The sequence below is a fragment of the Nocardioides sp. HB32 genome (assembly GCF_054058995.1).
On sequence record NZ_JBSSBS010000001.1, the window covers coordinates 4,221,762 to 4,236,492 of the forward strand.

Annotated in this window: 14 protein-coding genes; 5 read left to right on the forward strand and 9 right to left on the reverse strand. The window is 71.1% G+C overall.

Features of this window, described 5'->3' with window-relative positions:
* Positions 1 to 3 precede the first annotated feature (3 nt).
* The 3 genes from ACVW2K_RS21150 to groES form a co-directional block, all read right to left on the reverse strand.
* Positions 4 to 861: a GNAT family N-acetyltransferase gene (locus ACVW2K_RS21150; RefSeq protein ID WP_457203861.1), complete on the reverse strand. Its 858-nt coding sequence runs from the start codon at positions 859 to 861 to the stop codon at positions 4 to 6.
* 142 nt (positions 862 to 1,003) lie between these two features.
* The gene (groL, locus tag ACVW2K_RS21155; protein ID WP_028635614.1) at positions 1,004 to 2,629 is read right to left on the reverse strand and encodes a chaperonin GroEL; all 1,626 of its coding nucleotides are present in this window, start codon (positions 2,627 to 2,629) and stop codon (positions 1,004 to 1,006) included.
* Between the two features lie 77 nt (positions 2,630 to 2,706).
* Complete coding sequence (groES, locus tag ACVW2K_RS21160; protein ID WP_028635613.1) at positions 2,707 to 3,000, reverse strand: co-chaperone GroES; 294 nt, start codon at positions 2,998 to 3,000, stop codon at positions 2,707 to 2,709.
* A 195-nt stretch (positions 3,001 to 3,195) separates the two neighbouring features.
* Here groES and ACVW2K_RS21165 point away from each other — a divergent pair, with 195 nt between their 5' ends.
* On the forward strand, positions 3,196 to 4,365 hold the full coding sequence (locus tag ACVW2K_RS21165; RefSeq protein WP_457203862.1) for a THUMP-like domain-containing protein: 1,170 nt from the start codon (positions 3,196 to 3,198) through the stop codon (positions 4,363 to 4,365).
* Positions 4,366 to 4,428: 63 nt separating this feature from the next.
* Here ACVW2K_RS21165 and ACVW2K_RS21170 read toward each other — a convergent pair whose 3' ends face one another.
* The 3 genes from ACVW2K_RS21170 to ACVW2K_RS21180 form a co-directional block, all read right to left on the reverse strand.
* Entirely contained in the window at positions 4,429 to 5,028 is a 600-nt protein-coding gene (locus ACVW2K_RS21170) for a hypothetical protein (RefSeq protein ID WP_051548509.1), read from the reverse strand.
* Positions 5,029 to 5,155: 127 nt separating this feature from the next.
* Positions 5,156 to 5,776 carry an MBL fold metallo-hydrolase gene (locus tag ACVW2K_RS21175; protein WP_457203863.1) on the reverse strand — a complete coding sequence of 207 codons (621 nt, stop codon included), beginning with the start codon at positions 5,774 to 5,776 and terminating at the stop codon, positions 5,156 to 5,158.
* A complete protein-coding gene (locus ACVW2K_RS21180; protein WP_457203864.1) occupies positions 5,773 to 6,882 on the reverse strand; it encodes an S-(hydroxymethyl)mycothiol dehydrogenase in 1,110 nt (369 codons plus the stop codon). Before ACVW2K_RS21180 ends, ACVW2K_RS21175 begins: the two co-directional genes overlap by 4 nt.
* 94 nt (positions 6,883 to 6,976) lie before the next feature.
* On the opposite strand from ACVW2K_RS21180, the gene ACVW2K_RS21185 reads away from it, so the two are divergent.
* Genes ACVW2K_RS21185 through ACVW2K_RS21195 form a run of 3 tightly spaced genes read left to right on the forward strand, consistent with a single transcriptional unit; the run spans position 6,977 to position 10,786 of the window.
* Entirely contained in the window at positions 6,977 to 7,468 is a 492-nt protein-coding gene (locus ACVW2K_RS21185; protein ID WP_028635608.1) for a SigE family RNA polymerase sigma factor, read from the forward strand.
* Positions 7,465 to 8,592, forward strand: a complete 1,128-nt coding sequence (locus tag ACVW2K_RS21190; RefSeq protein WP_457203865.1) for a WD40 repeat domain-containing protein — start codon at positions 7,465 to 7,467, stop codon at positions 8,590 to 8,592. The genes ACVW2K_RS21185 and ACVW2K_RS21190 overlap by 4 nt, the downstream gene beginning before the upstream one ends.
* Before the next feature lie 49 nt (positions 8,593 to 8,641).
* Positions 8,642 to 10,786, forward strand: a complete 2,145-nt coding sequence (locus ACVW2K_RS21195) for an MMPL family transporter (protein ID WP_457203866.1) — start codon at positions 8,642 to 8,644, stop codon at positions 10,784 to 10,786.
* Here ACVW2K_RS21195 and tsaD read toward each other — a convergent pair.
* Positions 10,760 to 11,812 (reverse strand): tRNA (adenosine(37)-N6)-threonylcarbamoyltransferase complex transferase subunit TsaD, encoded by a 1,053-nt coding sequence (gene tsaD / locus ACVW2K_RS21200; RefSeq protein WP_457203867.1) that lies wholly within the window; start codon positions 11,810 to 11,812, stop codon positions 10,760 to 10,762. The genes ACVW2K_RS21195 and tsaD overlap by 27 nt on opposite strands.
* A 109-nt stretch (positions 11,813 to 11,921) precedes the next feature.
* Here tsaD and ACVW2K_RS21205 point away from each other — a divergent pair, with 109 nt between their 5' ends.
* Complete coding sequence (locus ACVW2K_RS21205; RefSeq protein ID WP_457203868.1) at positions 11,922 to 13,586, forward strand: HAD family acid phosphatase; 1,665 nt, start codon at positions 11,922 to 11,924, stop codon at positions 13,584 to 13,586.
* On the opposite strand, the gene rimI is transcribed toward ACVW2K_RS21205, so the two are convergent.
* Together rimI and tsaB are read right to left on the reverse strand one after the other, a co-directional pair.
* Positions 13,583 to 14,038, reverse strand: coding sequence for a ribosomal protein S18-alanine N-acetyltransferase (gene rimI, locus ACVW2K_RS21210; RefSeq protein ID WP_457203869.1), 456 nt, complete (start codon positions 14,036 to 14,038; stop codon positions 13,583 to 13,585). The two genes, ACVW2K_RS21205 and rimI, sit on opposite strands and share 4 nt — an antisense overlap.
* Positions 14,035 to 14,670 (reverse strand): tRNA (adenosine(37)-N6)-threonylcarbamoyltransferase complex dimerization subunit type 1 TsaB, encoded by a 636-nt coding sequence (tsaB, locus tag ACVW2K_RS21215; protein ID WP_457203870.1) that lies wholly within the window; start codon positions 14,668 to 14,670, stop codon positions 14,035 to 14,037. The genes rimI and tsaB overlap by 4 nt, the downstream gene beginning before the upstream one ends.
* Between the last annotated feature and the right edge of the window lie 61 nt (positions 14,671 to 14,731).

The window sequence follows — 14,731 nt, forward strand, 5'->3', positions numbered from 1 at the left end:
CGGCTACGCGCGCAGCGGCTTCAGGTCACGTACGGCGATGCGCACCGTCAGCGTGTCCCCGGCCATCCGGATCCGGCCGCGCAGCCCGGTCGCCATCACCATCGGCAGCACCGCCTGGTTGTCGGACCGGGTGGCCAGCAGGATCTCGTCGACGCCCAGCCCGTTCGCGAGCCTCGCGGCGTCCACGAGCAGCCGCGTCCCGATGCCGCGTCGCTGCCAGGCCGGGTCGACGCGCAGCGCCACCTCCCCGTCCACACCCACGGTCGCCAGCCCGATCGGGACGCCGTCGACCGTGGCCGCGACCGAGTCCCCGTCCGCGACGTACTCCGGCGTCGCGCCGGTGCCGACGCGTCCGGCGGCGGGCCGCGGTACGGCGTGGCCGCGCTCGAGCACGTCGGACACCAGGTCGGCCATGGCCGCGCCGCGGGCGTGCTCGGTCGCCGTGAACGGCGCGGACCGGCTGACCTGCACCTGCACGTCGCCGACCACCAGGTCCATGACGTCCTGCGCACCGGGGCCGGCCTCGGCGTCGAACAGCCGCGCGACCACCTCCGGGAACGACGCCGGGCGCGCCAGGATCGACCGGGCCGCCTGCACGTAGCGGGTGGGCTGGTCGGTCAGCGCCGCCTCGGTGCACGGTGCCGTGCTGACCGAGTGCCCGCCCGCGCGAGCGAGCAGGTCGGCGATCTCCGGCGCCCCCCAGTCCTCCGGCGTGCGCAGCACCAGCTCGTCGGTCACCGCCTCCACGCCGGGGAAGATCTGTAGGCCCAGGATGTTCACGCCCGCATCGCCGCAGGCCGCCGCCAGCGCGGCCAGGGCACCGGGCCGGTCGGGCAGCGTCGTCCGCACTCTCCACAACATGGGATCAGGGTGCACCGGCCGGATCACACCTCGGCGTCCTCCGTGTTTCCCCCGTGCTACGAACGCCGAGTCGGCGCAGTCTCAGCCCCCCAAATGCCGAGTCGGCGCAGTCTCAGCTGAGACTGCGCCGACTCGGGGTGGATCAGTGGCCGTGACCGTGCCCGTGGCCGTGACCGGCCGCCTCGGGCTCCTCGTCCTCGGGCTTCTCCACGATGAGCGTCTCGGTCGTGAGCAGCATGCCCGCGATCGAGGTGGCGTTGACCAGCGCGGAGCGGGTCACCTTCACCGGGTCCAGGACGCCCTGGGCGACCAGGTCGCCGTACTCGCCGGTGGCGGCGTTGTAGCCGTTGCCGACGCCGAGCTCGCGGACCTTGGTGGTGACGACGTATCCGTTCTCGCCGCCGTTCTCGGCGATCCAGCGCAGCGGCTCGTCGGCGGACTTGCGCACGATGCGTACGCCGACCGCCTCGTCACCGGTCAGGCCGAGGTCGTCGGAGAGGACCGACACGGCGTGGATCAGGGCCGAGCCACCGCCGGGGACGATGCCCTCCTCGATCGCGGCACGCGTCGCGGAGACGGCGTCCTCGATGCGGTGCTTCTTCTCCTTCAGCTCCACCTCGGTGGCGGCGCCGACCTTGATCACGCACACGCCGCCGGCCAGCTTCGCGAGGCGCTCCTGGAGCTTCTCGCGGTCCCAGTCGGAGTCGGTGGACTCGATCTCGGCCTTGATCTGGTTCACGCGGCCGGCGACCTCGGCGGCGTCACCGGCGCCGTCGACGATCGTGGTGTTGTCCTTGGTGATCACGACGCGACGGGCCTGGCCCAGCACCTCGAGACCGACCTGGTCGAGCTTGAGGCCGACCTCCGGAGCGACGACCTGGCCGCCGGTCAGGGTCGCGATGTCCTGCATCATCGCCTTGCGGCGGTCACCGAACGCCGGGCTCTTCACCGCGACGGCGTTGAACGTGCCGCGGATCTTGTTGACGACCAGCGTCGAGAGCGCCTCGCCCTCGACGTCCTCGGCGAGGATGAACAGCGGCTTGCCGGACTGGATGACCTTCTCCAGCAGCGGGAGCAGGTCGGCCACGGCCGAGATCTTGCCCTGGTGCAGCAGGATGTACGGGTCGTCGAGGACGGCCTCCATCCGCTCGGGGTCGCTGACGAAGTACTGGCTGATGTAGCCCTTGTCGAACTGCATGCCCTCGGTGAACTCGAGCTCGGTGCCCATCGAGTTGGACTCCTCGACGGTGATGACACCGTCCTTGCCGACCTTGTCGAAGGCCTGCGACAGCAGCTCGCCGATCACGGCGTCGCGGCTGGAGATCGTGGCGACGGACGCCATGTCCTCCACGGACTCCACCTCGCGGGCGGCCTCCTTGAGCGCGTCGCCGACGGCCTCGGCGGCGGCGTCCATGCCGCGCTTGAGGCCCATCGGGTTCGCACCGGCGGCCACGGCGCGCAGGCCCTCGTGGACCATCGCCTGGGCCAGCACGGTCGCGGTGGTCGTGCCGTCGCCCGCGACGTCGTTGGTCTTGGTCGCGACCTCCTTGGTGAGCTGCGCACCGAGGTTCTCGAACGGGTCGTCCAGCTCGATCTCACGGGCGACGGTCACACCGTCGTTGGTGATGGTCGGGGCGCCCCACTTCTTGTCCAGGACGACGTAGCGGCCCTTGGGGCCGAGCGTCACCTTGACGGCGTTGGCGAGGGCGTCCACGCCGCGCTCGAGCGCGCGGCGGGCGTTCTCGTCGAACTCCAGGATCTTGGGCATGACTCTCCTCTAACGAGTTCGGGTCGTCCGCCTCAGGGCTGGCCAGAGGCAGCCGAGAGGCGGACGACCCGGTGAAATCAGGAAACGACTGCGAGGACGTCGCGAGCCGAGAGGATGAGGTACTCCTCGCCGGCGTACTTGACCTCGGTGCCGCCGTACTTGCTGTAGATGACCTTGTCGCCGACGTTCACGTCGAGCGGGACACGGTTGCCGTTGTCGTCGATCCGGCCGGGACCGATCGCCAGGACCTCGCCCTCCTGGGGCTTCTCCTTGGCGGTGTCCGGGATGACCAGGCCCGAGGCCGTGGTCTGCTCGGCGTCGAGCGGCTTGACGACGATCCGGTCCTCGAGGGGCTTGATGTTGACCGACACTACTGATCAACCTCCACTTTCTGGCACTTCGTAGGTGAGGTGGGTGCACGTCTGGTGCCTGCGTTTCGGGTACGCCGTCGCGGGGGTCGCACCGTGTCGCAAGCGCTGGCACACTCACGGGGAGAGTGCCAGACCAGAAACTAGCACTCTCACCAACTGAGTGCCAGAGCGGCCCCCGTGCGGCAGGATCCGGGGATGGACCTCGAGGCGTTCGGCTGGCTGCTCACCGAGGACGGCCAGCAACTCCTGGCCGCGGCGACCCGCGAGCTGGAGAACGCCGGGGACGACCCGCTCGCCGCGCAGACCCGGCTGCGGCGCACCGCTGCGCCGGAGCACGCCGCCGCCGCCGTCACCCAAGCCACCCTCCGGCGCCGGGCACGCGAGAAGTTCGGTGCGGACGCCGACCGGATGTACTTCACCCCCGACGGGCTCGAGCAGGCCACCCGGCAGCGGGTCGCGGAGCACCGCGCGGCCCGCCTGGTCGCCGCCTCGACCCGAACCGTGGTCGATCTCGGCTGCGGCATCGGCGGCGACCTCCTCGCGAACGCTCGCGCGGGCATCACGGCGGCCGGTGTCGACCTGGACCCGGTGCGCGTCGCAGTGGCCGAGGCGAACCTGGCCGCCCTCGGCCTGCCCGGCGCGGTCATGGTCGCGGACGCGACCATGGTCGACACCTCGCCGTTCGACGTCGCGTTCGCCGACCCGGCCCGGCGGGGCGCCCGCGGGCGGACCTTCGACGTCGACGACTGGACTCCCCCGTGGTCGTTCGTGGCGGCCCTGCTGTCCCGGGATGCGTGCGTGAAGGTCGCGCCCGGCATCCCGCACGCGCTCGTCCCGGCGGGCGTGGAGGCGGAGTGGGTCAGCGACCACGGCGAGGTGAAGGAGGCCGCGCTCTGGTCCGGCCGGCTCTCGACCACCGCCCGCCGCGCGACCGTGATCGGCGAGGGCGGGCTGGCCACCCTCACCGACGAGGACGACCCCGGCGCGCCGGTGCGGAGCATCGGTCAGTACTTCTACGAGCCGGACGGCGCCGTGATCCGGGCCGGACTCGTGACTGCCGTCGCGGCCGGCGTGAACGGCGGCCTGGTCGACGAGCACATCGCCTACGTGACGTCCGACGAGTCGTTCCGCACCCCGTTCGCACGCGGCTACCGGGTACTCGACGAGCTCCCCTACCGCGAGAAGCAGCTGCGCGCCGCGCTCCGTGAGCGCGGCGTCGGACGGCTGACGATCAAGAAGCGCGGCGTCGACGTCGTACCCGAGCAGCTGCGCCAGCGGCTCGACCTGCACGGCGAGCAGGAGGCCACGCTCGTGCTGACGCGGGTCGCCGGATCGGGTACGGCGCTGCTCGTCGCGCCGTTCTGAACGCGACTCTCCCGGGAGCCCTGGTGGACTCCCGGGAGTGTCGGTGTGGTGACTGCAGGTCGGTCAGACAGCCTGGGGAACGGCGCCGACGACCTCGCCCTTCTCGGTCTGCTCGGCCCGGCGTGCGTGCCAGATGCCGAGGCCGAAGAGCACCAGCAGCAGGGCCGCGCCGGCGAAGGACACGATGGCGGCGATCCCGGCGATGGTGCCGATGGTCGCGAACGCGTAGCCGTAGAGGAGCAGGCCGCGCAGGGTGTCGCCCATGAACAGCGTCTGCCGGAGCTGACCGAGCGCCGCGACGTCGTCGGGGTTCGCGGTCTTGTCGGCCGACATCTGCATGAACTGGCCGGAGACCTCTTCGTAGGTCTGGCCGCCACTGGCCTCGTTCATGTGGACGAGGATGTAGTGGTTGGCGAAGGCCTTGGCCTCGGGCCCGGTGTCGAGCGGGCTCCCGGCGTACTGCTTCAGGGCGTCGGCGTCGGACTTGGGCAGGCCGGACAGCGCGTCGCCGGAGGGCATCGTGATGGACTGCATGGCGAGCTGGTCGTGCACCTGGTCGCCGATGAACGAGTTGGCCCACCACAACAGCCCGCCGGCCAGGATCAGGACGGCGGCCATGGCCAGGCCCGTCCACGAGATGAACTTGTCGAATGCCGAGCGCATGATGCGCCTCCCTCTGCTGGCGGGGATTCCCTTGTCGTCCTCGCTTCACCCATCACGTTAGGAAAGGCGGCGCACTGGGAGCAGGGCCCGAAGGTGGGAGGCGGTGGGACCTAGGTCCCCCGCTGGATCAGCCGAGCGCCGACCTCTCGGCGCCGATGGTGGTGTCGTCGCCGTGGCCGGTGTGCACGACGGTGTCGGGCGGGAGGACGAAGAGCCTGGCTCGGATCGAGGCCACGATCTGGTCGGCGTCGGAGTAGGACCGGCCGGTCGCGCCGGGTCCGCCGTTGAAGAGGGTGTCGCCGGTGAACACACAACCGAGGTCGGGTGCGTAGAGGCACACCGCGCCCGGGGCGTGCCCCGGGGTGTGCAGCACCTCGAGCGTCGTACCGCCGACCTCGATCCGGACGCCGTCCGCCAGGTCGAGGTCCCACAGGTGGTCGGCGTGCGTGAGCTCCCAGAGCGGCCGGTCGTCGGGGTGCAGCATGATCGGCGCGACGACCCGCTCGCGCAGCGCGGGTGCGACGCGGACGTGGTCGTCGTGCGCGTGCGTGCACACGATCGCCTTCACCCTCCGGTCGCCCACCACGGCGAGGATGCCGTCCACGTCGTGCGGGGCGTCGATGACGACGCACTCGGTGTCGTCGCCGACGACCCAGACGTTGTTCTCGACGTCGAAGGTCTGCCCGTCGAGGCTGAACGTGCCGCTGGTGGTCCCGTGGTCGACCCGTGTGGATCCAGGGGCAGTCACAGGATCACCACGGACCGCAGGACGCTCTGCCCCTCAGGGGCGTGGTGCATCTTCTCGAACGCCGCCTCGACGTCACCGATCCCGATCTCCTCGGACACGAACGCGTCCAGGTCGAGCCGGCCCTGCAGGTAGAGGTCCACCAGCATCGGGAAGTCCCGGCTGGGCAGGCAGTCGCCGTACCAGCTGGACTTCAGCGACCCACCGCGGCCGAACACGTCGATCAGCGGGAGGTCGGGCACCTTCATGTCCGGGGTCGGTACGCCGACCAGCACCACGGTGCCGGCGAGGTCCCGGGCGTAGAACGCCTGCTGCCAGGTCTCGGGCCGGCCGACCGCCTCGATCACGACGTCCGCGCCGTTGCCGCCGGTGAGCTCCTGGATCGCCGCGACGGGGTCGGTCTTCGAGGAGTCGATCGTGTCGGTCGCGCCCATCCGCTTCGCGGCCTCGAGCTTCCCGGCGTCGACGTCGACCGCGATGATCGGGCTGGCGCCGGCCAGCGCAGAGCCCGCGATCGCTGCGACGCCGACCCCACCGCAGCCGATGACCGCGACCGACTTCCCGCGGGTGACCGCGCCGGTGTTGATCGCCGCGCCGATGCCCGCCATCACGCCGCACCCGAGCAGACCGACGGCTGCCGGTCGCGCGGACGGGTCGACCTTGGTGCACTGGCCCGCAGCGACCAGGGTCTTCTCGGCGAACGCACCGATCCCGAGCGCCGGGGACAGCTCGGTGCCCGCATCCGGACCCTCCGCCAGCGTCATCTTCTGGGTCGCGTTGTGGGTGTTGAAGCAGTACCACGGCTCGCCGCGGTTGCAGGCCCGGCAGTCACCGCACACCGCGCGCCAGTTCAGGACCACGAAGTCACCCGGCGCCACCGTGGTGACATCCGGGCCGACCGCCTCGACCACGCCCGCGGCCTCGTGGCCCAAGAGGAACGGGAAGTCGTCGTTGATGCCGCCCTCCCGGTAGTGCAGGTCGGTGTGGCACACCCCGCACGCCTGCACCTTCACCAGCGCCTCACCCGGACCCGGGTCCGGCACGTTGATCATCGTCAGCTCGACCGGCTGTCCCTTGCCACGGGCGACGACGCCCTTCACCTGATGCATGCGCCAAGCCAAGCGGATCGCGCGAGAATTGCAACCATCCCGCGGGCGATCGCGTCAGGGTGGTGTGTTGATGGAACGGACGGGAGCGACTGCGGTGGATCGGGACACCGACTTCACGGCGTACCTCGAGGCACGCCAGGCGAGGCTGCTGCGCACGGCGTACCTGCTCACCGGCGACCAGCACCAGGCCGAGGACCTGCTGCAGATCTCGCTGGCGAAGCTGTACCTGGCGTGGGACAAGGTGCGTGACCGCGGCGCCGTCGACGCCTACGTCCGGCGGATCATGGTCAACGAGAACAACTCGCTCTGGCGGCGCGCATGGCGCCGCCGGGAGCTGACGACCGACACGGTTCCGGAGGCCACGCCCTTCCACGACCAGTACGACGAGGGCACCGGCGCCGCCGTGTGGGCGGTCGTCCAGACCCTGCCGCGCCGGGCGCGCGCCGTGGTCGTGCTGCGGTACTACGAACAGCTGTCCGAGGCGGAGACCGCCGAGGCACTCGACATCTCGGTCGGGACCGTGAAGTCCCAGACGAGCCGGGCGCTCGCCACGTTGCGGGAGCGGATCGGGGAGGAGGCACGATGAGCCAGGAGACGTTCGAGCGCGAGCTCGCTCGCCGGGCGGACGACGTGCACGCGGCGCCGCTCTCCTTCCAGGACGTGCGCGGCCGGGCCCGCTCGATCCAGCGCCGCCGCCGGGCGGCGGTCGCCGGCACGGTCGCGGCCGCGGTGGCCCTCGTGGTGATCGTGCCGTCCGTGCTGACCGGCGGCCACGGCAAGGACTCCCGGGCGCCGGAGCCGGCGCCCCCGGTCCCGGGCCACACGGCAGTCCTGCACGACCGGAAGGTCGAGATGCCCGACGGGACCACCGTCGACCTGCCGGTCGACAACGCCCACGTCGCCCAGCTCGGCGTGCTCACCGACGGCCGGATCGTGGTGGCGATGCAGAAGCCGTACGTCGTGCGGGTCTACCAGCCCGACGGCACGCTCCAGCAGGAGTTCCCCGTCTCGTCCAACGCGATCACGATGAGCGCCCGCGACGACGCGGTGGCGTGGGTCGACCCGGACCGCACGGTCCGGGTGCTGTCGACCGGGATCGAGCACCCGGCGGTCCTCCCCGGGATCCCGATGCCCGGCGAGGCCTACGGGACCATCGACGCCGTGCTCGACGCGGAGCACCTCCTGGTCGGTGACGGCACGACCACGAGCGGCGAGCTGACCCCGGGCGGCGCCACCGATCTCGCGGAGCACGACAAGTTCCGGGTGCTCGACGTCAGCCCGGACGGCACGCTCTGGGCGGTGTCGTTCGTCCCGGACGCGGCCCACGAGGACGGCGGCTGCGCCGGGCTCTACGACCCCGAGACCCGCGAGATCACCGCGCAGAGCTGCTCGGCCTACACGCTGGCGTTCGCTCCGGACGGCCAGCACCTGGTGAGCGGGTACTACGAGAACAACATGGTGGGCGGCGTGAAGGTCCTCGACCTCGACCTGCGACCGGTCGCCACCGTCAAGCCCGCCGGCCGCACCAGCGCTGTCAGCCGCGTGGCGTGGGCGGACGCCGATCACGTGCTCGCGAGCGTGACGGACTGGCAGAGCAGCACCTGGACGCTCGAGCGCGTCGGGCTGGACGGCGCCGATCCCGACGTCCTCGAGGGCCCCGCGACCGGGAGCAACCCCGAGCGGGTCGCGGAGTACATCCTTTCGGAGTAGCCGAAAGTCGGGGGACTCCGGACACCCGCCGTCGCTAGGGTTGCTCAACGTGTTCGCCGCTCTTGGTCGCCTCGCTGCCCGTCGTCCGTGGTGGATCATCGCCACCTGGGTCGTCGTCACGATCCTCCTCGTGATGTTCGCCCCGAAGGTCGACTCGACGACCGACCAGGCGGATTTCCTGCCCGACAAGTACGAGTCGATCAAGGCCACGAACCTCGTGACCGACGCGTTCCCGCAGCAGCAGGACGCGGGCGCGACGATCGTCTTCGAGCGCACAGACGGCGAGCCGCTCGGCGACGACGACGTCGCCGCCGCCCAGAAGGTCGTCGACGACCTGGACCTGCCGCCGGTCTTCACGGGAGCCGAGGACATCCAGGTATCCCCGACCAAGCAGGTCGCGATCGTCAACCTGACGCTCGACCCGGACGCGACCGGCCAGGACCCCGACGAGTACAACCAGGTCGAGGACCTCCGCGACGGTCTCGCCGCCGCGACGAAGGGCACCGACCTGCGCGCCCAGACCACCGGCAACCTGCCGCAGACCTACGACCAGGCCCAGTCGGGCAGCAGCGCCGAGGCGATCGTCGCGATCGCGACCGTCGTCCTGATCCTCGTGCTGCTCGGCGTGATCTTCCGCAGTGTGCTGATCGCACTGATGCCGATCCTCGCGGTCGGGTTCATCCTGTCGCCGGTCTCGTCGGCGCTGATCAACATCGCAGCGAAGCTCTTCGACCTCCAGAAGGACGACTCGACGACGGTCATCCTCATCGTCGTCCTCTTCGGCATCGGCACCGACTACATCCTGTTCTTCCTGTTCCGCTACCGGGAGCGGATGCGGGAGGGCGAGGAGCACCGGGCCGCGGTCGCCCACGCGCTGGAGCGCGCGGGCGAGGCGATCGCCTCCGCGGGCGCCGCGGTCTTCGTCGCGTTCATGACCCTCGTGCTGTCCTCGCTGGGCATCTTCCGCTCGATCGGCCCGTCGCTGGCCATCGCCGTGGCGGTCACGCTGGTCGCCGCGCTGACGCTGTTCCCGGCGCTGGTGTCCGTGCTCGGCCGCGCCCTGTTCTGGCCGTCCAAGAAGTGGAAGCAGGCCCCGACCGGCGACCGCTTCGCGCGGATCGGCGGCTCGCTCGGCCGGCACCCGGTCCGGTACGCCGTGGCGGCCGGTGGTGCGCTGACCGTGCTCACCGCCTTCGCGCTCGGCTTCAACCCCACCTTCGACCTCGGCTCGTCGTCCTCGTCCAGCACCGTCGAGTCCGCGAAGGCCACCAGGACGCTGGAGGACGGCGGCTTCTCGGCCGGCGCCACCCAGCCGACGCCGGTCGTGCTGCACTCCTCCGGCGACCTCACCCAGGAGCAGGTCGACCAGTTCGCTGCCGACCTGAAGGGGGTCGACGGGATCGCCCAGGTGATCGGCGCCCAGGTGTCCCCCAGTGACTCCTCGACAGCGATCGTGATGACCGTCCTCGACGACGACCCGACGTCCGACACAGCGCTGGTCGCCGTCCGGGACACGGTCCGGCCCGCTGTCCATGACCTCGCCCCCGACGGCACGACGGCGTACGTCGGCGGCATCACGTCGGTCTTCGTCGACTTCCAGTCGGCGATGAATCGTGACTACTCGGTCGTCTTCCCGGTCGCCGCGCTCATCATCATGCTGATCCTGGCGCTGCTGCTGCGCTCGCTCGTCGCGCCGTGGTACCTCATGCTCTCCGTGGGCCTCGGCTTCGGTGCGACGCTCGGCGCCTCGGTGATCGTCTTCCAGCACATCGCCGGCCACGAGGGCCTGGTGTTCCTGCTGCCGATCTACATCTACCTGTTCGTCGTCGCCCTCGGCACCGACTACAACATCTTGATGATCGCGCGGCTGCGCGAGGAGGCGCGCGAGGGCAAGTCCCCACGCGAGGCAGCGGCGCAGGCCGTGCGGCACGCCGGGCCGACGGTGGCGGCCGCCGGCCTGATCCTCGCCGGCACGTTCGCATCGCTCATGCTCGCCGGCAACTCGCTGCTGACCCAGATGGGCTTCGCGATCAGCTTCGGCATCTTCATCGCGGCGTTCGTGATGGCGATGTTCTTCACCCCCTCGATCACGGCGCTGCTCGGGCACGCCGCCTGGTGGCCCGGCCACGAGGACGAGAAGGCTCCGAAGGAGCTCTCGGAGCAGCCGTCAGACGAGCACCTCAGTCACCGGTAGCGACGAGTCGGCGGGCAGGTCGAGCGCGGACGGGGTCCGTCCGCGGCTGACCATCTCCGCCCCCAGCGCAGCGACCATCGCACCGTTGTCCGTGCAGAGGCCGGGGCGCGGGATCCGGACGCGGATGCCCTTCGCGGCCGCCCGCTCCTCGGCCATCGCGCGCAGCCGGGAGTTCGCGGCGACCCCGCCGCCGATCAGGATGTCCTCGATCCCCTCGGACACGGCCGCGTCGACGGCCTTGCGCGTGAGCACGTCGCAGACCGCCTCCTGGAACGACGCGGCGACGTCGTTCACCGGCACCGGCTCACCCGACCGCTCCCGCGCCTCGACCCAGCGCGCGACCGCGGTCTTGAGCCCGGAGAACGAGAAGTCGAAGCGGTGCCTCTCGAGGTCACGCCGGGAGGTGAGCCCGCGCGGGAAGTCGACGTACACGCTGTCGCCCTCGCGGGCGGCGCGGTCGATGTGGGGTCCGCCCGGGAACGGCAGCCCGAGCAGCCGGGCGACCTTGTCGAAGGCCTCACCCGCCGCGTCGTCGATGGTCGCGCCGAGCGGGTCCACGCCGCCGTCCTGCCCGGTCACGTCGGTGACGCGAAGCAGCGAGGAGTGACCGCCCGAGACCAGCATCGCGAGGCACGGCTCCGGCAGCGGGCCGTGCTCGAGCTGGTCGACCGCGACGTGGGCGGCGAGGTGGTTCACTCCGTAGATCGGCTTGCCCACGCCGATGGCCAGCGCCTTGGCCGCCGCCACCCCGACCATCAGCGCGCCGGCCAGGCCCGGGCCGCTGGTCACCGCGATGGCGTCCACGTCCGAGAGCCGGATCCCGGCGGTGTCGCACGCCCGCTCGATGGTCGGCACCATCGCCTCGAGGTGCGCCCGGCTGGCGACCTCGGGCACGACGCCGCCGAAGCGCGCGTGCTCGTCGACGCTGCTCGCCACCGCGTCCGCGAGCAGGGTGTGGCCGCGCACGATCCCGACTCCGGTCTCGTCGCAGGAGGTCTCGATGCCCAGCACTAGGGGTTCCGTCACCGCACCATTGTGTCCCGGTGCTGGGTCCCGGTGCGCCCCCTACCCAAGACCCGCGTCCGGACGTACGTTGTCCGGGCTTCAGCCACTCGGAAAGATTCGGAGCCACCACATGCACATCCCGGGAACATCTCGGACGGGCGTCGCCCTGGCCGCCACGGCGGCCGCCGCGCTCGTGATCTCGTCGCCGGGGCTGGCCACCGCCCGCACCGTCGACGACTCCACGCTCACGCCGCACACCCACTTCGTCGTGCAGCCGCTCAACCCGGACGGCAGCACCCCTGCCCCGCCGGCCAACGGTGAGAGGATCCCGAACATCGACTCGGTGAAGTCGACGATCCGGAAGTACTACAACGCCAGCAGCGCCGGCATCGCGGACAAGACCTCCTCGCCCTACATCACCGAGATGGAGGGCATCGAGCAGGACGTGCTGGCCCACCTGCCGGACGCCGCCCCCGGGCAGCACCTCGCCGTCGTCTTCGACGCCGACGACACGACGCTCTGGACCTACGACATGGAGGACGGGGCGATGCACTTCAACTTCGACCCCAAGATCCAGAACGACGACTGGGTGGTCCCGGGCAAGTTCCCGGCCACCCCGGGCATGGTCGACTTCGTCCAGGAGGTCCAGGACCGCGGGTACGACGTCTACGGGATCACCGGCCGCGGCGCGAGCCAGGAGCAGGCCACCCTCGACAACCTCACGAAGGTCGGCTACGACGCGTTCGACGCGGACAACTTCTTCACGAAGTTCGACGCCACGTCCCCGAAGCCGGACTACCTCGACTGCCACACCAGCGTCGACCCCAACGACGACCCGGCCAAGTGCACCACGGTCGAGTACAAGTCCGGGACCCGGAAGTACATCGAGTCGACCGGCGAGACGATCGTGCTCAACATCGGCGACCAGTACTCCGACCTGCAGGGCGGGCACGCGCTGAAGAACGTGAAGCTCCCGAACCCGACGTACTACCTGCCGAGCCCGGACGTCCAGGGCGCTCCGGCCTCCGACGCGAGCCTCGCGCTGCCGACCGAGTTCGACATGGCGGCCGACGGGTCCAGCGGCCTGACGACGCCGGGTGACCAGATCCCGAACATCGACAACGTCAAGGCCGAGATCCGGGCGTACTACGCGGCGACCAACGGGATCGCGAACAAGGACACCTCGCCGTACATCACCCAGATGACCAACATCGCCAAGCGCTGGAAGCAGAAGCTCACGAACGCCTGCAACCGAGGCGTGAAGAAGAAGCAGCACCCCGCCGTGGTCTTCGACGCGGACGACACCACGCTGATGACCTACGACATGGAGGACGGGGCGATGCACTTCAACTTCGACCCGACCCTCCAGAACACGTGGGTGCAGGAGGGTCGCTTCCCGGCGACCCCGCGGATGCCCGGCGTCGTGCAGGCGGCCGCCAAGGCGGGCTGCAAGATCGTGGGCCTGACCGGTCGCAACAACGCCCAGCGGATCGCGACCCTCGACAACCTGGCGCGGTACTACCACGACAGCGACGGCAACCCGCTGTTCAAGTCGGCGTTCTACTTCACGAAGTGGACGAGCACCGACACCCCGCCGGCGTACGTCGACTGCGGGCTGGACGGCAACACCGCGTCCTGCTCGACGATCGACTACAAGGCGTCGACCCGGAAGTACGTGCAGGACAAGCTCGGCCTGCACATCGTGGCCAACTTCGGTGACCAGTTCAGCGACCTGATCGGCGGCTCGTCCGACCGGGTCGTCAAGCTGCCCAACCCGACGTACTACCTGCCCTAGCCGCAGGTGGGGCCGAGGCCCAGGCGGAGGACGATCGCGGTGGCGCCGTCGCGGTAGTAGCGGCGGCGCCGGTCGACCTCCACGAAGCCACGGGCCGCATAGAAGGCCAGCGCCCCGGCGTTGTCCTCCCGCACCTCCAGCAGCAACCGATCGGCGTCGCCCTCCCAGGCGGCGCCGATCACTGCGTCCAGCAGCAGCGTCGCCAGACCGGTACGCCGGTGCGCCGGGTCGACCGCGATCCGCTGGAGCTCCGCGATGTCGCCGACGACGCTGGCGACGGCGTGCCCGACGACCTCGCCGCCCACGTCCGCCACCAGGTAGCCGATCGTCGGCAGGTTGCCGGCGACCCCTTCGGCGACCAGCCCCTCCGACCAGGCGTCGTCCCCGAGGCTGTCGCGCTCGAGCGCCGCGATGGCGGCGACGTCGTCGGTGCGCGCCGGCCGGACCGTCACGACACGCGCTTCGGCGCGTGCGGGGTCTCCACGTCGGGGCGTCTCAGGTAGAGCGGCTCCGGGTCGAGCAGCTCCGCGCGCTCCTCGGCCACCGCGCGGGCCAGCCAGCCGGCGCTGGGCGCCGCGGGCCCGGCCCGGTGCGGGAACGCCTCGGGGTACAGGTCGCCCCCGAGCCCCACCACCGGGGCATCGGTCGCGAGGTCGGCCGGCCTGCCGACGACCGGTCCGTCCAGGCGAGCGCCCTGCTCGTCGTACGACGCCAGGTAGACCTCCTTGCGGCGCGCGTCCGTGGCGACCACGAACTCGCCGGGCATCCCGGCCGCGGCGGCCTCGACGGCCAGCACGTCGAGCGAGCAGACGCCGTACACCGGGATCTCCAGCGCGAACGCCAGCGTGCGTGCGGTCACCAGACCGACCCGCAGGCCGGTGAACGGGCCGGGCCCGACGCCGACGGCGATCGCGGTCAGGTCCTGGCGGACCAGCCCGGCCTCGGTGAGTGCCCGCTCGATCAGCGGCGCGAGCTGCTCGGCGTGCTTCATCGGCCGCTCCGCCGTCAGCTCCAGGACGACGTCCTCCCCGTCGTGCAGGGCGACGGTGACCAGCGGGGTGGCGGTGTCGAAGGCGAGCAGCACCCGCCGAGGCTAACGCGTCACCGAATCCTGGCTGTCCTGTGGATGTGCCGTGGGTCGGATG

Bases quoted from the DNA above. Each gene is read 5' to 3' on its own strand.
- ACVW2K_RS21150 (WP_457203861.1), bottom strand. From the start codon at position 861: ATGTTGTGGAGAGTGCGGACGACGCTGCCCGACCGGCCCGGTGCCCTG.
- groL (WP_028635614.1), bottom strand. From the start codon at position 2,629: ATGCCCAAGATCCTGGAGTTCGACGAGAACGCCCGCCGCGCGCTCGAG.
- ACVW2K_RS21165 (WP_457203862.1), top strand. From the start codon at position 3,196: ATGGACCTCGAGGCGTTCGGCTGGCTGCTCACCGAGGACGGCCAGCAA.
- ACVW2K_RS21170 (WP_051548509.1), bottom strand. From the start codon at position 5,028: ATGCGCTCGGCATTCGACAAGTTCATCTCGTGGACGGGCCTGGCCATG.
- ACVW2K_RS21180 (WP_457203864.1), bottom strand. From the start codon at position 6,882: ATGCATCAGGTGAAGGGCGTCGTCGCCCGTGGCAAGGGACAGCCGGTC.
- ACVW2K_RS21190 (WP_457203865.1), top strand. From the start codon at position 7,465: ATGAGCCAGGAGACGTTCGAGCGCGAGCTCGCTCGCCGGGCGGACGAC.
- ACVW2K_RS21205 (WP_457203868.1), top strand. From the start codon at position 11,922: ATGCACATCCCGGGAACATCTCGGACGGGCGTCGCCCTGGCCGCCACG.